This window comes from Streptomyces sp. NPDC001678, from assembly GCF_042892945.1.
Taxonomy (GTDB): domain Bacteria; phylum Actinomycetota; class Actinomycetes; order Streptomycetales; family Streptomycetaceae; genus Streptomyces.
Genome location: NZ_JBIAUP010000001.1, coordinates 658,155 through 677,892 on the forward strand (window position 1 = coordinate 658,155; position 19,738 = coordinate 677,892).

A 19,738-nucleotide genomic window follows, 5' to 3' on the forward strand; every position below is an offset into this window, starting at 1 on the left:
AGTGCCGCCCGAACCGGGGGTGAAGCCAGTGCCACCCCGCGCCGCCCCTGGCGCCGGTATGCACGGGGTGGCGCTGGGGGGCGGATCGGCCGGAGGCGGGGTGATTGTCAGTGGGGGTCACTACGGTGTGTGGTGACCTGCTTACTCAGCCAAGGAGGAGCATCATGGCAGCCATGGTCGAGACACCACCGCCGCCGCAGCTGATAGTCCGAGGCCCGGGGCTCCCGGGGGGCTTCGAAGAGCTCTGCAGGATTCTCGAGAAGATCAATGACGATCTCCCGGACGGCTACTACCCGGAGATCATCGGGGGGCAGGTCGTCGTGTCACCTTGGTCCAGGTCTTTCTACGACCTCATCCTCGACGAGCTCGTCGACCAGCTAGGTCCTCATGTACCCAAGGGGCATCGGGCACGTGCGTACCCCAGCCTCTACAAGTTCGCCGACCATGACGGCGCCTTCGGTCCCGACTTTCACGTCGCGGAATCCGCCGCGCTCCGGACGGACAGCATCTACCGGCCCGGCGACGCGTTGTCCCTCGTCGCCGAGCTGACGTCCCCTTCGACGGCCGCTGCCGACCGCACGGAAAAGGTCGACGTCTATGGCAAGGCCGACGTGCCCGTCTACGTGCTCGTCGACATGCTGAAGGGCATCGTCATCGTGTACTCCGAACCATCGGATCACGGCTACCGCACCAGCACGCAGATCGAATTCGGCGGCACGGTCCACATCCCTGCGCCGTTCGACTGCAAGCTCGACACAACCGGCTGGGAGGGCTGACCCTCCCGGCACAACCGGAAGGCCCCGGCCCCCGCGAACGCGGGGAACCGGGGCCTCGGCCGGAGGATCCGGGTGTCAGCAGCCGATGAGGCGGCTGGCCAGGTAGCCCTCGATCTGGTCGAGGGAAACCCGCTCCTGCTTCATCGTGTCGCGCTCACGCACCGTCACCGCGTTGTCCTCGAGCGTGTCGAAGTCGACCGTGACACAGAACGGCGTGCCGATCTCGTCCTGGCGGCGGTAGCGGCGGCCGATGGCGCCCGCGTCGTCGAACTCGATGTTCCAGTTCTTGCGGAGGTCCGCGGCGAGGCCCTTGGCCTTCGGGGACAGCTCCGGGTTGCGGGACAGCGGCAGGACCGCGACCTTCACCGGGGACAGGCGCGGGTCGAGGCGCAGCACGGTGCGCTTCTCCAGCTTGCCCTTGGCGTTGGGGGCCTCGTCCTCGATGTAGGCGTCGAGGAGGAAGGCGAGCATCGTGCGGCCGACACCGGCGGCGGGCTCGATGACGTACGGGGTCCAGCGCTCGCCGGCTTCCTGGTCGAAGAACGACAGGTCCTGGCCGGAGGCCTTGGCGTGGGCGCCGAGGTCGTAGTCGGTGCGGTTGGCGACGCCCTCGAGCTCGCCCCACTCGCTGCCGCCGAACTGGAAGCGGTACTCGATGTCAGCGGTGCGCTTGGAGTAGTGGGAGAGCTTCTCCTTCGGGTGCTCGTACCACCGCATGTTCTCCTCGCGCAGGCCGAGACCGGTGTACCAGTTCCAGCGCTGCTGCATCCAGTACTCCTGCCACTGCTCGTCCTCGCCCGGCTTGACGAAGAACTCCATCTCCATCTGCTCGAACTCGCGGGTGCGGAAGATGAAGTTGCCCGGCGTGATCTCGTTGCGGAAGGACTTGCCCATCTGGGCGATACCGAACGGGGGCTTCTTCCGGGAGGTCTGCTGGACCTGGGCGAAGTTGGTGAAGATGCCCTGGGCGGTCTCGGGGCGCAGGTAGGCGACCGAGCCGGAGTCCTGGGTCGGGCCGAGGTGGGTGGAGAGCAGGCCGGAGAACTGCTTGGGCTCGGTGAACTGGCCCTTGTTGCCGCAGTTCGGGCAGTTGATGTCGGCCAGGCCGTTCTCGGGGAGCTTGCCGTGCTTGGCCTCGTAGGCCTCCTCCAGGTGGTCGGCGCGGTAGCGCTTGTGGCAGGAGGTGCACTCGGTCAGCGGGTCACTGAAGGTCGCGACGTGGCCGGAGGCGACCCAGACCTCGGAGGCAAGGATCACCGACGAGTCGATACCCACGACGTCCTCGCGCGAGGTGACCATGTAGCGCCACCACTGGCGCTTGATGTTCTCCTTGAGCTCCACGCCGAGCGGACCGTAGTCCCAGGCGGCGCGCTGGCCGCCGTAGATCTCACTGCACGGATAGACAAAGCCACGGCGCTTGCTCAGGCTGACGATGGTGTCGATCTTGTCGGCGGCCACGGTGCTCTCTTCATTGCGACGACGAACAGCGAATGATTCAGGTTACCGGCGCTCCACCCCCTCTCATCAAATCGGCTCTGGCCTTGGCTTGACCCAATCCTCCGCAACCGGACGAGCCGGACTGCTGTTGACAATCGTTTCCACTTTTGTTGAAAATGAGTGTCATGAACGTACGTCCGATCCGCCCCGTTCGCTCCCGCCGCCGAATAACCGGCGCCGCCGTCGCCATCGCCACGACGCTCGGCCTGGTCTCCCTCTCCGCCTGCTCGGCCATGAGCTCCGACGGCCGGACCGCGGATGGAAAGTTGCAGGTCGCAGCGTCGTTCTACCCTCTGGAGTTCCTGGCGAAGGAGATCGGCGGAGACCATGTGAAGGTCACCGGCCTGACCAAGCCCGGTGTCGAGCCGCACGATCTCGAGCTCACCCCCAAGCAGACCGGCTCGCTGGCCGACGCGGGCGCGATCGTCTACCTCAAGGGCCTCCAGCCCGCCGTGGACGCGGCGATCAAGCAGTCCGGAAACAAGCACGTCGCCGACGCGGCCTCCCTCACCGCCCTGGAGAAGCACGGCAGCGAGGTCGACGGCCACCACCACACCACCGGCGACAACCACTCAGGCTCCTCCGGTGACGGTGACACCGACAGTGACGGTCACGAGGGCCACGGCCACAGCCACGAGGACGGCAGCGCCGACCCCCACATCTGGCTGGACCCGGTGAAGTACGCCGAGGTCGCCAAGGGCGTCGCCCGGACCCTCGGCGAGGCGGACCCGGACCACAAGGCGGACTATGAGAAGAACGCCGCCGCGCTCGCGACAAAGCTGGACGCGCTGAACAAGAAGTTCGCCGAGGGCCTGAAGAACCGCGCCTCGGACACCTTCATCACCACCCACGCCGCCTTCGGCTACCTCGCCGAGCGCTACGGTCTGACCGAGGAGGCGATCAGCGGCGTCGATCCGGAGTCCGAGCCCAGCGCCGCCCGGATGAAGGACCTCCACAAGCTCGCCGACGACCACCACGTCAGCACCATCTTCTTCGAGACGCTCGCCAGCCCCGCCACGGCGAAGACCCTGGCGAAGGACCTGAACGTGAAGACCGACGTGCTCGACCCGCTCGAGGGCATCACGGACAAGTCCCGGGGCCGCGACTACTTCGAGGTGATGGAGTCCAACCTCGCCGCCCTGCAGAAGGCGCTCGGCACCAAGTGAGCACAGCGAGTACCCCTGAGGAGGAGGCAGCCATGGAGCAGCCTGTCATATCCCTGCGCGGGGCCACGGCCTCGCTGGGCTCGCGCCCCGTCCTGCGCGGCGTCGACCTGACCGTGGGCCGCGGCGAGGTCGTCGCCCTGCTCGGCGCCAACGGCTCCGGCAAGTCCACGGCCGTCCGGGCCATCGTGGGCCAGGTGCCGCTGACCGGCGGTGAGCTGGAGCTCTTCGGCACCCCGCGCCGGCGCTTCCGCGACTGGGCCCGCGTCGGCTACGTCCCCCAGCGCACCACCGCCGCCGGCGGGGTGCCCGCGACGGTGCGCGAGGTCGTCTCCGCGGGCCGGCTGGCCCGTACGAAGCTGGGCCCGACCCGCAAGGCCGACCGCGAGGCCGTCGTACGCGCCCTGGACCTGGTCGGCATGGCCGACCGGATCAAGGACTCCGTGAACGCCCTCTCCGGCGGCCAGCACCAGCGGGTGCTGATCGCCCGCGCGCTGGCCGGCGAACCCGAGCTGCTGATCATGGATGAGCCGATGGCCGGCGTGGACCTCGCCAGCCAGGAAGTGCTGGCGGGCGCCCTGCGCGAGGAGGTCGGCCGCGGCGCCACCGTGCTGCTCGTCCTCCACGAGCTGGGCCCGCTGGAGCCGCTCATCGACCGCGCGGTGGTGCTCCGCGACGGCTGTGTCGTCCATGACGGCCCGCCGCCCAAGGCCGTGGGCCAGCACGCCCTCCCCGGCCACGACCATGTGCACCCGCACGCCGACCCGTCCGCGGAACCGATCAGAACGGGGCTGCTGAGCTGATGGACATTCTCGAACTCGCCTTTATGCAGCGGGCGCTGCTCGCCGCGCTGCTGGTGGGCGTCACCGCGCCCGCGATCGGCGTCTACCTCGTCCAGCGCCGCCAGGCGCTGATGGGCGACGGCATCGGCCATGTCGCCCTCACCGGTGTGGGCCTGGGCTTCCTGCTCAACGCCAGCCCGGTGTGGGTGGCCACCATCGTCTGTGTGATCGGCGCGGTGGCCATGGAGCTGATCCGCTCCTACGGCAAGGCGCGCGGCGACATCGCCCTCGCCCTGCTCTTCTACGGCGGCATGGCCGGCGGCGTGATGCTGATGAGCCTCGCCCCCGGCGGCTCCAACGCCAACCTCACCACCTACCTCTTCGGCTCGATCACCACCGTCTCGCAGCAGGACATCGTGGCGATCTGCGTGCTGGCCGCGTTCGTGATCGTCACGACGGTCGGGCTGCGCCGGCAGCTCTTCGCGATCTGCCAGGACGAGGAGTTCGCGCGCGTCACCGGCCTGCCGGTGCGGCTGCTGAACCTGCTGATCGCGATCACCGCCGCGCTGACCGTCACCGTCGCCATGCGCGTCGTCGGCCTGCTGCTGGTCAGCGCCCTGATGGTGATCCCCGTGGCCGCCTCCCAGCAGCTCGCCCGGAGCTTCGCGACGACCTTCGCCATGGCCGTGGCCATCGGCGTCCTCGTCACCCTTTCGGGCACGGTCACCTCGTACTACGTGGACGTCCCCTCGGGCGCGACGATCGTCCTCATGGCCATCGGCGTCTTCCTCGCGCTCACCGTGCTCGCCACCCCCCTGGCGAGGAAACGCGCCGACCGGGCGGCCGACGAGGAACGCTGCACCCTGGACGAGCCCACCACGGGCCCGGCCACCGACGACGTCCGGGTCTGATCCGCGAGCCTGGCACAATTGTCGTGGCAACACCCACGGTGGGAGCGTTGCCACAAGTGTCACGAGTGTTCAGGCGAGCTTGAGGAGGCAACTGTGGTGACCGCCGGTCCCCCGGTACGCGGCCGAGCCACCAAGCAGCGGGCCGCCGTCGCGGCAGCCCTCGACGAGGTGGACGAGTTCCGCAGCGCGCAGGAGCTCCACGACATGCTCAGGCACCGCGGCGCCTCCGTCGGTCTGACCACGGTCTACCGCACCCTCCAGTCCCTCGCCGACGCCGGCGAGGTCGACGTCCTGCGCACCAGCGAGGGCGAGGCCGTCTACCGCCGCTGCTCCAGCGGACACCACCACCACCTCGTCTGCCGCGCCTGCGGCAAGGCGGTCGAGGTCGAGGGCCCGGCCGTCGAGAAGTGGGCCGACGCCATCGCCGAGGAACACGGCTTCGTGGACGTCGCCCACACCATCGAGATCTTCGGCACCTGCGGGGACTGCGCGGCGAAGCGGTAGTTACGGACTGTCCATCGCTGATCCACCCTGCTTTGTGGTCCATCAGCCGACCCGAGTGCAAGCGATGAAGACATCCGTATTTTCATCGCGACCTGTCTGGGACTGAACGCTGTATTCCATCAGGCATTGTGAAGCCCCACCCCAGAAGGCATCGGGTGGGGCTTCACACTTGAGCACTGGAATCAGCGGACGCTGTACGCGCCCCTCGAGATCAGCCGACTCTCCCCAAGAGGGAAGCAGCGGTTTCCCCTTGGCCGCCGAAACCGTGGCTCTCCAGTTTCCGCTTCAGCCATTCCCGCTTCAGCGCATCTGCAGCAAGCACAGCCACCTGAACCGATGCCCCCCGCCCCGGATTCAAATACGGGTGCGAGACGACAGCAATGCCGTCCGCCCTCCGCCATTGCGCCTTTTCTCCGGACACGGAATCGTCCAGCGCGCCTCCCCCAGCCGCCGACATCACGAGATCCTGGTCAAAATCCGAGACGGCAGCGTACCACCAGCCTCGAATCCGATGCCATGCAGCACAGTCTTCAATCAGGTGCTCCACCGAGTCAAAAAGGTGATGGAATTCTCCGGACCATGAGCACCCCACCCGTCCGTCAGCCGACATCACAATGGCGCACTGCGCAGAGTCATGCGACGCCATCCGAATGATCGGCTCTCCGTCGTCCGAACGCCGCACGGCAGGTGTCGCCCCGAATCCCAGAGTCAAGGACCCGGCCAACACGCCACCCCTTACCGGGACAACGAGACCACCGTAGCGCTCCTCAAAACGAGCCATTTTCGAGAGCATCCGCTCAAGGTCCCCTTCAGCCCCTATGAGCGAGTCATTCAGAGCGACTGATTCTCGCCGAAATGAGCCTCCAAGAGAAACCTTCGGGCAAGCGTCAACAAAACTCAACGCCCATTCAGAGAGCCCTCTACTCATGCAAGGGGCCTCCTTCCAGATACTTGAACAGGTTTACACATGAGCCACAGAACGGCAGCACTTCGCCGTGCAACTCCACAGGATGCCCTTGACTTCCTCCCATGACATGGACGGCCTGGCCACGTGCGCCCTCAATTTGCGCACCATGGCCTTCTAGCTCGCACAGAGCACCAATCTCTGCGCAACCTCCGTGATGCCCTGTAGCCTGGACGGCTGCCCGAACATTCGGCGTCAATTCACCAAGGCTCCTCGGACCACTAACGCCGAACCCTCGAGTGCCATCAGCTGCCACGACCTCAGCCGCTACATTGGTCTTCCCGATATGCGCATCAGCCACGTCAAGGAGTTCATCGCTGGGCCCGCCTCCGCAGTTATGAACCAGCAGAGGTGTCCCACCAGCCAGTACATAGTACGTGTGCAGGTCAGCAACAGTGAGGTTGTTTACAGACGCGGTCTGCGTCCAACGCTCCACATTGACAACTTTGACCCACGACCCTGAGCTGCTCTGCAGCCACTCCCCAGGGCGCACGTCCTTGGCCGCTATCCACCGCTTCTGTTCTGGAAGCCAGAAGGGATGCCCCTCCGTGGCGGTAATACCTCCAGCCCCTCCGGGAGCATACCAAGCGCTACCGAAGGAAATCTTGACAAGGTTCTTTCTACCACTCCCCAATATTTCTTTCGTGACCGGCTTCGAGATTTTCGCACCGGAGACCGGATCAGCGGCCAGCACTTTGTCCCCGACTTTTACATCCTTAATCCTCTTGCGCTTTCCATCCGCCATGAGGACTTCCGTGCCCGGGAGGAAACTGTTGCACTCCCCCGCCCGGTAGGCCGCCTTGATACCTCTGGCAAGCTGCCTCCCCTTGAGGTAGGGATTGAGCCCGGTTATGAGATCGAAACACCGCATCTTGCTACCATTCGAGCAATCAGCGATGGGGCCTACGTACGTGATCTCCGTCAAGAACGTCCCGACGATGCGCTGCTTTTTAGGTGGCACATAATTACGGAAAGCTATGAAGCTGCCGGATTTCTTGGTCAAGCCGTGAGATCTGGCCGAGCTCCCCCACGAGTAATCGACGGACTTGGCGCTCGTGTGGTGCCCGGCGGGGCTGGGATAGTACTGCTCGTGCCGGTAGCTCCAGCCTCCGTAGTCGTCGCGGAACCAGCCGCTGCCAAGCTGACCGTGCTGCCTGTAGTACTCATCGTCATTCGACGATTTACCGCCGGCCGGCCCCTCGGGGCGCAGGCCCGAGGCATCGGAGAAGGTGAGGGGGTTGTTATTCGCGTAGGTATAGCCGTGCGTTTGCTGCGGATCCCTCAGATCCATCAGCGGGTCAACGCTCACGAACCGGCCGATCGCCGGGTCATACTCACGAGCGCCGAGATGCGTCAGGCCCGTATCACGATCCTCCGTGCCACCGACGAAACGTTTGTCGCCTGCCCAGCTGCTGGGCTGCGGGCCGCGAGGAGCGCCGAAGATCGTCGTCTTCCTCCGAGTGACGGCCTGGGTCGCCGTGTCGATCTGCGTAGAGACTGTGTTGTGCTCGTCGGACACGAGGAACGTCAACCGGCCGCCCGTACGCACGGCGATGGTCTTGGCGCCGTTGGTGTAGTAGCGGGTCCCAGAGACCGACCCGTCCTTCAATTGGAGCTCGGTACCGCCGGGCAGGTAGAGCGTGGCGCCATTCGAGTCCTTGCGAAGGAGTCGCTGGCCCTCGGTGTCGTAGATGTAGCTGTTTACGGTATCGCCTTGCGTGACCTTCGAAAGGTGCCCTTCGGCATCCCAGTCGAGCGTCTGCTGTGCCGCACCGCCGACCTTGCGTACGCGGGTGTTGCCTGCCTCGTCGTAGGCATAGGTCTCCGCGCTCGCCCCTGCAGGAGCGGCCTCCGTTACTTGCGTCAGAAGGTGCTTGCCCGCACCGGGTGCCTGGTACGTCCGTGTGATGTCCGCCGGGGGCCCGGAAGGCGTCTTGTGCTGCACCTCCGATTTACGGTTGCCCACGGCGTCGTACGTGTACGTCGTCCAGTAGGCGTCAGGGCCGCCTACAGTCGCCGATGAGGGGGCGGCGCCACACTTGTCCGTTGTCGTCCAGGCTTCCGTGACCCGGCGCAGTGCGTCAGTGGTGAAGCACTGCGTGTCTGTGGCTTTCTTCTCGTCCTGCCCGTATGCAGTGGCGATAGATGTGACGTTCCCCGCCGGGTCATAGGCGTATCGACTGTCCTCGACATGCCCCGGACTGGCGTCCCGATCAGTCGACGCCTTCGTCAGTGCATTGGTGTGCTCGTCATACTCATAAGTGCCATAGAGGTGCTTTCCGAGCTCGCCGTACTCCTCTCTGACAGTGCGACCGTAGTGGTCATAGGACGTTGCCGAGATCAGTGGATCGGTCCCCGCAGACAGCGACACCTGCATGCCTGCGTTGTATGTGTATCCGGGTGTCAGGTCTTCCTGTGGAAGGTCGCCGACAGCCGGCTGGCGAACCCACTTGACTTGGCCGGTGTGATAGTAAGCGGTCGTCCATTTGTAGGTTCCCGCAAGGCCACCCTCACCCGGGATCGCTACCTCAACCGTCGCAGGCTTGTAAAGGCTGCTGTAGGAAGTGATCCGGCTGGTGTAAGCGGCGCGATCCACATACCGTGTGGCACTGGCGAGTTGACCCCGGCCACCCGCTGCGGTGTCGTACGACCATTCAGCCAGCTTGGTGTCGCCCTGTGTCAAGGCCGTCCGGCGTCCGAGCGCGTCGTACTCGGTATGCAACGTGACGCCCCGGGCGTCCTTCATGTCGGTGGCTCGATCACCCGTGTCGTACGTGGTGTCCGATGCTCCCTTATCGGGATCGTCGACGTGGACCTTCCGGCCGCGCACATCGTAGGTGTACTTCCATTGGGCGCCTGACGGGTCAGTGACCTTGGCGAGCCGCCCGTTCCTGTCGTAGTCATACGTCGTGGATTGTGAAGCCTGACGGTCGGCGTCGGTGTACTGCTTCAGTTCAACAGTCCGGCCTCGGGCATCAGTGACCGCGGTCGTCGCCACACCACCGCGCGGAGGCACCGCCGTTGTGGTGTCGCCCGTGTAGCTGGTAGTGGTTCGCCTGGTCTCATCACCGAACTTCCGAGCGATGACGGCTGTGGGACGCCCTGCTCCATCGAACTCGGTGTCGACGGCAGATGGGTACTTCGTCTCTTCACCAGTCACGAGAACCGGTTCGGCCTTACCGTCCGCGTAGTAGGTGCCAGAGCTTCGCCATGCCTGTCCACGACTGTCGTAAAAAGTCTCCGTGACAAGTCGGCCGGCATCATCAGGCGACGGAGCCTGAGTCTGCCGAGTGCGCAGCAACCCGTCGTAGAAGGTGTACGAAGTCTGGTAAACGTTGTTGAGATTCAGCGACTTCGTCGTGACGATGTTCGGTGCATCGTTACGGATGAGGTAGTCGAAGGCGTGACTCGGCGTATCGGCATTGTCTGCCGCCGGACGAGCTGGGGTCCAGATCTTCGATACTCGGCCCAGTGGATCGTAGGCGGTGGTCGTCACCCGGGAATTCGCGTCGGTGACCTGGTTGGACTGCCCTCTCAGGGGATCCAGCACTGTGGTGACCTGGTGACCGAGCGGGTTGGTGACTATCGCCTTTGCGGCGGCCTCACCCGTGGCGGGGGCGTACTCAGTGGTTGTGGACTTGCCGTACGCGTCACTGGCGGCAAGCTGGCGTCCGTAGGCGTCGTAGCAAAGCTTGTCTTTGGACGCTCCGCAGACACTGGGCGTGCTCGCCAAGACATCGTAGCCGTTGCCTTGGCCGTTGATCTTCTCAGTCTTGCTGATGTCACCTCGCGTAGGAGCAGCCGTGAGGTCGTTAGCCCCGTCGTAATACGTCCGGGTATCGCTGATGACATCGCCGGGCCTGTTGATGGACGACGTTCCACAGGGCACAGCAACAGTCTCCGTCCGAGCGACTTTACTCAACAGCCACGAGGAGGAGTTGCGCACGTAAGTGGTCGTGGTGCATTGCTCGTCACCGCTCTTTGAGACGTCGCCCAGGTCAGAGACTTCTGTGACCATGCCATAGCCGTCGAACGAGCGCGAGATCGATGTCTTACGTTCCCCTTTCGACGTGGTGGTACGTGTCTGCTCCTCCTTCGTGCCGGTCAAGTACGCCTGAAGGTCGGGCAAACCCGAGCGCGCCCGCGAGGCCGTAATCGTGGAACGCCAGGGTGTGTACGAGGTCGCGGAGACAAGAGGTCCACCGTCACCGTTGTAGGTAGCCCGCTCCCGGACCACGCCGGTGAACTGCTCGTGGTCCACTGCGGCCACACCAGCAGAGTCCTTTACCTCCTTCCCCTCAATGCCACGGAAGTATCTGGTCTCCGAGAGTGTCTTACCGTCCTGTGCCGTTCCAGTCCTGGACTGCACCCGTCCATAGCCGCGGCCGATCGAATAGGTACGGTCCTGCGCATCAGTGAACTCGTCAGTGCTCTTCGTCCATGCCGCACCGTCGAGGTATACGTACTCTGTGACCGTGTCAGGTGTGCCGACGAGGTTGTCTCCCTCGAGCACCCTGGTCACGACGTAGGAGTTGAACCAGTCCTGCTTGGCCGATTCCCCCTCATAGGCCCATCTGACGGGGTAGCAGCGAGTGGCATTGGTGCCGTCCGCAGGCGGGAGACTGTTTGCAGTACACTCCGGCTCCGAGTAGTCGACACCGACAGTCCCTCCCGTCTCCGTAGCGATCTGATACAGACGCAGGCGAACGAAGGGGGCCAGGCCGTCTCCCAGTTTGTCCACTCGGTTGGCCCTCTGCACACCGGCAAACCTGACTGGTGGCAGGCTTTGGGTGCCGCCCACCCTTCCGGTTCGGGTGATGGACTTGAGCCACATCGGAGTGGAGACGCCGTCACCGGATGCCGGGAAGTCCTGCTCCAGAGACCAGGAGTCGACGTCCTTGTAGGAGCCGCCGGTCAGCACCCGGGTATTGATGCTGGTAAGGCGCTTGCGGCTCCAGAAAGTCGGCGAGTACTTGTCCTTACACTCAGCACCGTCCTTGCAGTACTGATCGAACGGCGCATCCGGCCAGTATCTGGCGTGGTCCTCATCGAATGCCCCACAGCTCTGAAGGCAACGTTCATCCACACCGAACTGAACCTGCCCCATGGCCTTGCTCGTGTAGACCGAGTCCGAGCGCAGGCCGTAATCGATATGATCGAGCCATCCGCCCCGGATGTACGGCGTGGATGTTGCTTTGCCGGTCATCACATCGACGTTGCGCCCGTAGTTGTTGGACTCCGTCTTCCAGTAGTACGCCATGGCGTTGCCGTGCGGGTCCACGACGTAGTCGAGCTGCCAACGCCATGCTTGCTGGCACCATGAGCCAGCGAAAGTGGAGCTGTAGCAAGGTTCCCCAGCGTGGTTGCCGAACACCGGCACCGTCCAGGCGGAGTGTGTCTCCGGCGTCGACGCATCCTTCCAGCCCGGAGGGCGGTTCAGGCCGAAGAAGTACTGGGTCCCATCCGTCGTGGTGATCTTCCAGTGCTCACCGTTGTTGTCACCGTTGTCGGCACCGGTGAGCTTCTCAACCTTCTCACCGGAGTCGGACGCCGGGTGCCAGCCCTTCTCCTTGTCCTGGACAAGCTCGGTGATCTTGCCGCCGAGTGACAAGGTGGCATTGTCGTTGTACCAGCACAGGTCGCCGACCTTGGCCTTGTTGGTGCCATCCTTGTCTTTGTTGCACGGTTTGAAGCGGCGCTCGATGAACCCCGGCTCCCACGACCACCCGTCCCCGATCCAGCCGGGCTGGTTGTTCGACGCGGCGGTGCGCCCGTCAACGCTCTGTGACGAGTAACTCAGCGATACCGACGGCTGCAAGCCGCCGGGAACAGCTGGAACTTCCACGGGGTAGGACCAGTTGAAAGCTCCAGTGGAGCCGCCGGCACTCCAGGAACCCGACGCCTCGAGCGGTGATGCCTTGTAGTCGCCCGAGGAGCCCTGAGCATCCGCAGTTGCCGCCAGGACGGCAGTGGGAAGGCCGCTCCCGTTTCGCAGTCCGGGGCCGGCTTGCCTGGGCGCAAGTTCCACCTCCGCAGAGAGGCTGCCGAGCGTGGTGTCGTTGGACGTGGCCAGCGGCCTCTTCACGCGGCACTCGGCCTTCTCCGGGGTGGCCACCGCACACCCCGGTAGCTGCACGAGCCGCAAGCGGGACGCCCAGTCGCCACCGTAGGCACCCCGGAATGAGGAGTAGTCCACCCGGACTTTCGCTCTTTTGGCGCCGGTTTCCCCATCGGTGCGGGCCACGGACAGAAGCAGGCCCTCGACGCCGGCGCGCCGGGCAGTCCCTCGTTCGGCAACCGCGACCTGGACCCTGGCGGTACCCGAGGCGACGGCGCCACGTGAGACGGGATCTGCCGGAGCCACAGCGACCGGCAGTGCCCCGGCTTGTTTCATCACCCCCTGCTGCGGCCAGCTTCTCGGAGCCCCACGCACTCCGGTCAGTGAATCCGCCTCACTGGAATTCATGATTCCGGAATTCAGTGTGACCTCGGCTTTTCCCGCTGCCGGCCACTTCACACTGGGCGATCTCCACGGATTTTCGCCAGCCGCATCCGAGCGCCGACTGCTACCCGAAGCCGCACGTTTCACCGGCACAGGCTTCGGCTGTTTCAGCGAAGGTAAGCCCTTTCCAGAGCCACCCGACGAAAGCGGCAGCGCTTGCGCTGGCAACGTCGCTGTCAGCGCGACCAACGCGACAGCGGCAGCCAGCGAAGGTCTGAGTAACCGCCGCATGCCTCACCTCCCTGCTCGTTCCAAAATTGACCGGCGAACAGTAACAGCGGTACGCGGGTGAAGTCAGCCTTCCGCAAAAACCGGCGGAAGATTGTCCGAAAATTAATGCACGTCACTTCTTGGAGCCGCGTATAGAGTCTCGTTGGCTTTCTCGACGAAAGGACCACAACATGCATCGAAGACGCCCGCTCAGATACCCACGGCCGCTCCCAAGAGCAAGGCTGATAGCGCTGGCCGCAGTCAGCGCAGTTTCCTTGCAGGGCATCGCCATGCCTTCCGCCGCAGCCGCATGGCGCACTTCTCCCCTGCCTCGGACCGCGGGTACTCCCGAAACCGACGACGGCTCCGTCAGCGAGGAGGACAAGGCTCTGCAAGAGGCCAAGTCCACCAGTGCGCCGGCTGAGCTCCTCTCCGCCCGGACAGAGTCGACGGACACCTGGGCCAATCCCGACGGGACGTTCTCGCTCCGGCGCTACGGTTCGCCCGTCCGTATCTGGCGTGCGGGAGCGTGGGTCCCGACGGACCCCGCTCTCGTGTTCGCGAGCGACGGTTCAGTGGAACCCAAGGCTTCCAACGTGGCGGTGAAGTTCTCCGGCGGTGGCATCGGCCCCATGCTGTCCGGCATCAAAGACGGCCGGACCCTCACCCTCTCCTGGCCGACTCCTCTGCCCAAGCCCACGCTCACGGGTAATGTCGCCACGTACGCCGAGATCCTGCCCGGCGTCGACCTCCAGCTGAAGGCGGAGGTCGAGGGCTTCTCTCAGCTCATCGTGGTCAAGACGGCCGAGGCGGCGAAGAACCCGCAACTGGCCACGTTGAAGTTCAAGATGGCGACCGACGGCCTGGCGGTGTCCACGGATGAGGGAACGGGAAGCCTCACGGCGGCCAACCCGGCGGGCCAGACCGTTTTCACCAGCCCGACTCCGCTGATGTGGGACTCCGCGACGGCAAGCACGACATTCGCCAGGAAGTTATCGCGGCCCGCCTTCGGCCCCGTCGGCGCCACTGACCCCGGAGAGGCTTTCGAGCCGCCGCCCGGCGCCAAGGACGCGCCCATGCCTACCAGTGTTAGTGGCGATACCCTCCAGATAACCCCGGACCAGAAGCTGCTTTCCGGTGCCGACACGAAGTACCCGGTCTACATCGACCCGTCATGGGCCTGGGGGCAGCGGGAGAACTGGGCGCGGGTCTATCGAAAGTACCCCGACAACTCTTTCTGGAACGCCAAGGAAGTCGCCCGCGTCGGCTACGAGAACGAGACGTACGGGCTATCCCGGTCGTTCTTCCAGATGGGCACCGGAGATTTCAAGGGTGCCGACATTCTGGACGCCACCTTCAGGATCAAAAACGTCTGGTCCTGGTCCTGCAATGCCCGGCCGGTGGAGCTTTGGCACACCGGGCCCATCTCCAATAAAACCACATGGAATCGACAGCCTTCCAAGATATCCAAGCTCGACACTGTCAATTCCGCGAAGGGCTGGCGCGGCAGCAATGATTGCCCTGCCGGAAACCTTGAATTCAATGTGAAGAGCAAGGTGCAGGAGGCCGCCGCGAAGAAGTGGTCCAACATCACCTTCGGCATGTACGCCTCGGACGAGACCGACACGTTCGGCTGGAAGAAGTTCGATGCCAAGACGGCGGCCCTGGAGGTGAAGTACAACCATCCGCCAGCTGTCCCGAGCAAGCTCGGCACCAATCCCAGGACCTCCTGTGACAGCGGCGGTTCCATCGGAAACACGCAGGTCAGCCTCTACGCCACAGTCGACGACCCGGACGCGGGCAACCTGACCGCTCAGTTCCAGTTGTTCCAGGCCGGCTCCGGCACACCGCTGCTGGACCAGTCTCTCGGCGCGACCAAGGGTCGCTCCGTGACCCTGGCCCTACCGGACTCGAAGGTCCCGACGGGCGACTATCAATGGCGGGTGAGAGCGAAGGATCCGGACGGCGCCTACTCGGCCTGGAGCGCCACCTGCAAGTTCTCGGTGAGCCGAGCCCGCCCTTCCAACCCTCCGAAGATCGCATCCGCCGAATTTCCGTCAGGTGAGAACGGCTGGCCCGCCGGCACGGGCAAGGCACGCACGACCGGCCGCTTCACCCTCTCCCCCAATGGCGCCACCGATGTGGTGCAGTACGGCTGGTTCACGGACTACGACCCGGCCGTCAAATACATGGACGCGGCATCGGTCAGCAGCTCACCGCCGGCCTTCAAACCACCGGGCTTCGGACCGCACTTCATCTACGCGTTCAGCATCGACAAGGCCAAGAACCGGTCCGACACCGCCACTTATCTCTACTACGCGGCGCGTTCATCCGAGCGTGACGGTCCCAACGACGTCAACGGCGACATGAACAGCGATATCTGGAGTGTCGACACCAATGGCACCCTGCTGACCTATGCCGGACAGGGCAACGGGCAGTTCTCGGCGGCGACCAACGGTGGTCAGGCATTCGACGGGGCACAGATCGCCTTCCGCGGCGACTGGGGAGGTGACGGCTACAACGACCTCGTCACCCTGGAGTACGACGCCGTGGCCAAACGAAAGCGTCTCTGGGTCTATCCCAACAACGGGTTCGGCATCGCCACCGTCGACTACAGCGACGGCAAGAGGCCTCTCCAGGTGACCTGCCCCGACAAGACACCCGGCAATGACGAGGACCCTGCGGGGTGCACGACAGGCGACGATCACTGGCGCGACGCCGACCAGATCATCGCTCCCGGTGACATCAACGGAGACGGCAAGCCGGACCTCCTGGTCAAGGAGGGGAAGCTGCTCTGGGCATACTACGGCGACCGCGCCTCCAAGTTCCTGGACAAGGTGGAACCGCCGGTCCTGGTGGGGGGCTCGGACTGGGACAAGTTCACCATCATCGCTCCAGGCGATCTCAACGGAGACGGCCTGGCCGACCTGTGGCTGCGAGACAACACCAACGGCGACATCCTTCGTGCGTACGGAAAGGAAGGCGAGAAGAAGGGCATCCTCAACCCCACGACCTGGGGCACGGGCAGCCGAGTGAAGGTCGGTTCCGGTGTGACCGTCGCGAGCTACCCAGTGGTCGGCTCTTCCGGCGACGTAACGGGAGACGGCATCCCCGACCTGTGGTCCCGCAAGACCGACAACACCGTCATCGGCTGGGCTGGGGAGAAGGCGGGCACCGACTTCACCGGGTTCGCCAGGGGCGACATCATCGACGGCGTGACCGGTGGCTCCCGCATCCCGGCCGGCACCACGCTCAACGCCGGTGACTCGTTCACCTCCAGGTCCGCCAAACTGACCATGCAGAACGACGGCAACCTGGTCATCACATCGAACGCCAACAAGCAGCTGTGGTCCACAGGCACCGGCAACAGCCCCGGTGCCAAGGCAATCATGCAAAGCGACGGCGGCCTGAAGGTCTACAAGGCCGACGGCACCACCGTGCTGTGGGACAGCAAGACATCAGGGGCCGGCGGCTACGCCCTCTTGCAAGACCGCGGCAACCTGGTGGTCAGCAATGCCAAGGGGCAGTCGTTGTGGAGCAGCGGCACCGCCGTCAGACACGACTACAACGGAGACGGCCGCAGCGACCTGGCCAGCTGGTACGACGTGGCGGACGGCCGCGACATCGTGAACACGTACTCGACCGGTAGCGACGGCACGTTCAAGGAACCCCATCTGGCGTACAACGCTCCAGTCGGCACATGGGACGTCTCACAGCTCAAGTACCTCACCGGCGACTTCAACGGTGACGGACGGAGCGACGTGGCCGCGCTCCGTAACGATGGCGACGGAAAAGCGAAGCTGTTCACATTTCTCGGCAAAGCCGACGGAGGCTTCAGCGATCCATTCGCCTCGTGGAGCGCACCGGTGGGCTGGAACGCCGAGCGGATGACCTTCGAAGCCGGCGACTTCAACGGCGACGGCCGGGACGACATCGCCGTCTGGTACAACGCCGCAGACGGTTCGGACCGGTTGTGGACGTTCACAGCCGATGTCCGAGGTGGTTTCAACGAGCCGTTCGGCTCCTACTCGGCACCCGACGGCTCGTGGGACGTGGCCAACATGAAGTTCGTCACCGGCGACTTCAACGGCGACGGCCGGGACGACATCTCCGTCCTGTACGGATACGCCGATGGCACGATGAAAATGCACACGTTCGCCGCAGCCCCCGGCGGGGGATTCCTCAATCCGGTGACTTCATGGAGCGCGGCGTACGACACCTGGGGATTCTGGGAGCGCTACCGACTCCACGCCGGTGACTTCAACGGTGACGGCAAGGACGACATCGCCTACTGGTACGACTACCCCGACGGACGTGGCGCGCTGCACACCATGCTCAACCGTGGCACGCCGACGGTCACCTTCGCCGAACCTGTGAAGTCCTGGCAGGTCGAGGCGGGCAAGTTCATCCCCAAGCGCATGCACATCGTGGTCGGCGACTACGACGGTGACGGCCGCGACGACATGGGAGCCCTTTTCGGGCAGACCGACGGCGGTCTGCGCATGTACACCTGGCTGACGAAACCGGATGGTCGCTTCGGCGACGCGACGCCAGGCTGGGGCCTGCCTGCGGGCTCCACGACCTGGGCGAGACTACGCGAGATCAACAGCTACAACAGCGATCAGTCGTCGTTGCGCTGATCAAGCCGTACGCCCGCCGCTGGGCGGCTGTCCGGGACATCGGCGATGTTCCGGACAGCCGCCCGCAAGCGGCTCTACGCCGCCGCGCTCCCGCTCACTGCTCCCGCGTCGACAACTGCTCGTTCGGGATCGCCCCGCCGAAGCGGCGGTCGCGCTGGGCGTACTCCAGGCAGGCGCGCCACAGGTCGCGGCGGTCGAAGTCGGGCCACAGGACGTCCTGGAAGACCATCTCGGCGTAGGCGCTCTGCCAGATCAGGTAGTTGGAGGTGCGCTGCTCGCCGGAGGGGCGCAGGAACAGGTCGACGTCCGGCATGTCCGGGTAGTACAGGTACTTGGCCAGGGTCTTCTCATTGACCTTCGACGGGTCCAGGCGGCCCGCCTTCACGTCCTCCGCCAGCGCCTGCGCCGCGTCGGCGATCTCGGCGCGCCCGCCGTAGTTCATGCAGAAGTACAGCGTGAGCTTGTCGTTGTTCTTGGTCTGCTCCTGGGCGATCTGGAGCTCCTTGGCCACCGAGCGCCAGAGCCGGGGCATACGGCCCACCCAGCGCACCCGGATGCCGAGTTCGTCGAGCTGGTCGCGGGTCTTGCGGATGAAGTCGCGGTTGAAGTTCATCAGGAAGCGGACCTCGTCCGGGGAGCGCTTCCAGTTCTCGGTGGAGAAGGCGTAGAGGGAGATGCTGCCCACGCCCATCTCGATCGCGCCCTGGAGGACGTCGAGCACGCGCTCGGCGCCGACCTTGTGGCCCTCGGTGCGCGGCAGGCCGCGGTCCTTGGCCCAGCGGCCGTTGCCGTCCATGACGATCGCCACGTGCTCGGGGACGAGCTCGCCGGGGATCTTCGGGGGGCGGGCGCCCGAAGGGTGCGGGTCGGGGGTGCGGTACTCGCGTCGGGGCCGGCCCAGAATCCCGCGTACAACCATGGGTGCCACTACTCCTTGATCCCTTTTTCGCTTAGTTCTCGACATACCTGAGCGAGCGAAGCCCCCGCTCCAGATGCCATTGCAGATAGGCCGCCACCAGCCCGCTGCCCTCCCGGACGTGGCGCGCCTCGCACGCGTCCGCCGTCGCCCAGTCACCCGTCAGCAGCGCGCCCAGGAGCTCGATCGACTCCGAGGAGGGTACGACGCATCCGGGCACCCGGCACTCCCCGCAGACCACACCGCCCGCGGCCGCGGAGAAGAACCGGTTCGGCCCGGGCATCCCGCACTTCGCGCAGGCGCCGAAGCTGGGCGCGTAGCCGTTGACGGCGAGGGAGCGCAGGAGGAACGCGTCGAGCACCAGATGGGGGGCGTGGGCCCCGGAGGCGAGGGTGCGCAGCGCGCCCACGAGCAGCAGGTACTGCTGTACGGCGGGCTCGCCCTCGTGGTCGGTGAAGCGCTCGGCGGTCTCCAGCATGGCGGTGCCGGCGGTGTAGCGGGCGTAGTCGGTGACGATCGCGCCACCGTACGGAGCGATGGTCTCGCTCTGGGTGCACAGCGGCAGCCCGCGTCCCACGAGCTCGCTGCCGCGTGCGAAGAACTGCACGTCGACGTGGGAGAACGGCTCCAGCCGCGCCCCGAACTTCGACTTGGTGCGGCGCACCCCGCGGGCCACGGCCCGCACCCGGCCGTGGCCGCGCGTGAGGAGGGTGATGATCCGGTCCGCCTCGCCCAGCTTCTGGGTGCGCAGCACTATGCCGTCGTCGCGGAACAGACTCATGGAGCCATTCTCCCGTACGGGCGATGTGCCGGGCGCCATCGCCACCGGGGCCCCATGGGCCACCGTCCTCAATCCGCAATACACACGATGTG

11 protein-coding genes are annotated in these 19,738 nt (G+C 65.2%); 6 read left to right on the forward strand and 5 right to left on the reverse strand.

Features of this window, described 5'->3' with window-relative positions:
* Positions 1-164: 164 nt before the first annotated feature.
* Positions 165-776 carry a Uma2 family endonuclease gene (locus ACFYZR_RS02985; RefSeq protein WP_391904065.1) on the forward strand — a complete coding sequence of 204 codons (612 nt, stop codon included), beginning with the start codon at positions 165-167 and terminating at the stop codon, positions 774-776.
* A gap of 75 nt (positions 777-851) precedes the next feature.
* Here ACFYZR_RS02985 and ACFYZR_RS02990 read toward each other — a convergent pair whose 3' ends face one another.
* The gene (locus ACFYZR_RS02990; protein ID WP_189452119.1) at positions 852-2,234 is read right to left on the reverse strand and encodes a glycine--tRNA ligase; all 1,383 of its coding nucleotides are present in this window, start codon (positions 2,232-2,234) and stop codon (positions 852-854) included.
* A 164-nt stretch (positions 2,235-2,398) separates the two neighbouring features.
* Here ACFYZR_RS02990 and ACFYZR_RS02995 point away from each other — a divergent pair, with 164 nt between their 5' ends.
* From ACFYZR_RS02995 to ACFYZR_RS03010, 4 genes are all read left to right on the forward strand, one after another.
* Entirely contained in the window at positions 2,399-3,439 is a 1,041-nt protein-coding gene (locus tag ACFYZR_RS02995) for a metal ABC transporter substrate-binding protein (protein WP_391904067.1), read from the forward strand.
* Between the two features lie 32 nt (positions 3,440-3,471).
* Positions 3,472-4,239, forward strand: a complete 768-nt coding sequence (locus ACFYZR_RS03000) for a metal ABC transporter ATP-binding protein (RefSeq protein WP_391904069.1) — start codon at positions 3,472-3,474, stop codon at positions 4,237-4,239.
* Complete coding sequence (locus tag ACFYZR_RS03005) at positions 4,239-5,129, forward strand: metal ABC transporter permease (RefSeq protein ID WP_391904072.1); 891 nt, start codon at positions 4,239-4,241, stop codon at positions 5,127-5,129. Before ACFYZR_RS03000 ends, ACFYZR_RS03005 begins: the two co-directional genes overlap by 1 nt.
* A gap of 93 nt (positions 5,130-5,222) precedes the next feature.
* Positions 5,223-5,633, forward strand: coding sequence for a Fur family transcriptional regulator (locus ACFYZR_RS03010; protein WP_391904075.1), 411 nt, complete (start codon positions 5,223-5,225; stop codon positions 5,631-5,633).
* Positions 5,634-5,844: 211 nt separating this feature from the next.
* Here the strand turns inward: ACFYZR_RS03010 and ACFYZR_RS03015 are convergent, their stop codons facing one another.
* Together ACFYZR_RS03015 and ACFYZR_RS03020 are read right to left on the reverse strand one after the other, a co-directional pair.
* Entirely contained in the window at positions 5,845-6,561 is a 717-nt protein-coding gene (locus tag ACFYZR_RS03015) for a hypothetical protein (protein WP_391904077.1), read from the reverse strand.
* Positions 6,554-13,330, reverse strand: a complete 6,777-nt coding sequence (locus ACFYZR_RS03020; protein WP_391904080.1) for a polymorphic toxin-type HINT domain-containing protein — start codon at positions 13,328-13,330, stop codon at positions 6,554-6,556. The genes ACFYZR_RS03015 and ACFYZR_RS03020 overlap by 8 nt, the downstream gene beginning before the upstream one ends.
* 254 nt (positions 13,331-13,584) lie before the next feature.
* On the opposite strand from ACFYZR_RS03020, the gene ACFYZR_RS03025 reads away from it, so the two are divergent.
* Positions 13,585-17,949, forward strand: coding sequence for an FG-GAP-like repeat-containing protein (locus ACFYZR_RS03025; protein ID WP_391904082.1), 4,365 nt, complete (start codon positions 13,585-13,587; stop codon positions 17,947-17,949).
* 94 nt (positions 17,950-18,043) lie between these two features.
* Here ACFYZR_RS03025 and ACFYZR_RS03030 read toward each other — a convergent pair whose 3' ends face one another.
* The gene (locus tag ACFYZR_RS03030) at positions 18,044-18,868 is read right to left on the reverse strand and encodes an isoprenyl transferase (protein ID WP_391904085.1); all 825 of its coding nucleotides are present in this window, start codon (positions 18,866-18,868) and stop codon (positions 18,044-18,046) included.
* A gap of 31 nt (positions 18,869-18,899) precedes the next feature.
* The gene (recO, locus tag ACFYZR_RS03035) at positions 18,900-19,646 is read right to left on the reverse strand and encodes a DNA repair protein RecO (protein WP_189452132.1); all 747 of its coding nucleotides are present in this window, start codon (positions 19,644-19,646) and stop codon (positions 18,900-18,902) included.
* Positions 19,647-19,738 lie beyond the last annotated feature (92 nt).

Coding starts and splice junctions, on each gene's coding strand:
- ACFYZR_RS02985 (WP_391904065.1), top strand. CDS start 165: ATGGCAGCCATGGTCGAGACACCACCGCCGCCGCAGCTGATAGTCCGA.
- ACFYZR_RS02995 (WP_391904067.1), top strand. CDS start 2,399: ATGAACGTACGTCCGATCCGCCCCGTTCGCTCCCGCCGCCGAATAACC.
- ACFYZR_RS03000 (WP_391904069.1), top strand. CDS start 3,472: ATGGAGCAGCCTGTCATATCCCTGCGCGGGGCCACGGCCTCGCTGGGC.
- ACFYZR_RS03005 (WP_391904072.1), top strand. CDS start 4,239: ATGGACATTCTCGAACTCGCCTTTATGCAGCGGGCGCTGCTCGCCGCG.
- ACFYZR_RS03015 (WP_391904077.1), bottom strand. CDS start 6,561: ATGAGTAGAGGGCTCTCTGAATGGGCGTTGAGTTTTGTTGACGCTTGC.
- ACFYZR_RS03020 (WP_391904080.1), bottom strand. CDS start 13,330: ATGCGGCGGTTACTCAGACCTTCGCTGGCTGCCGCTGTCGCGTTGGTC.
- ACFYZR_RS03030 (WP_391904085.1), bottom strand. CDS start 18,868: ATGGTTGTACGCGGGATTCTGGGCCGGCCCCGACGCGAGTACCGCACC.
- recO (WP_189452132.1), bottom strand. CDS start 19,646: ATGAGTCTGTTCCGCGACGACGGCATAGTGCTGCGCACCCAGAAGCTG.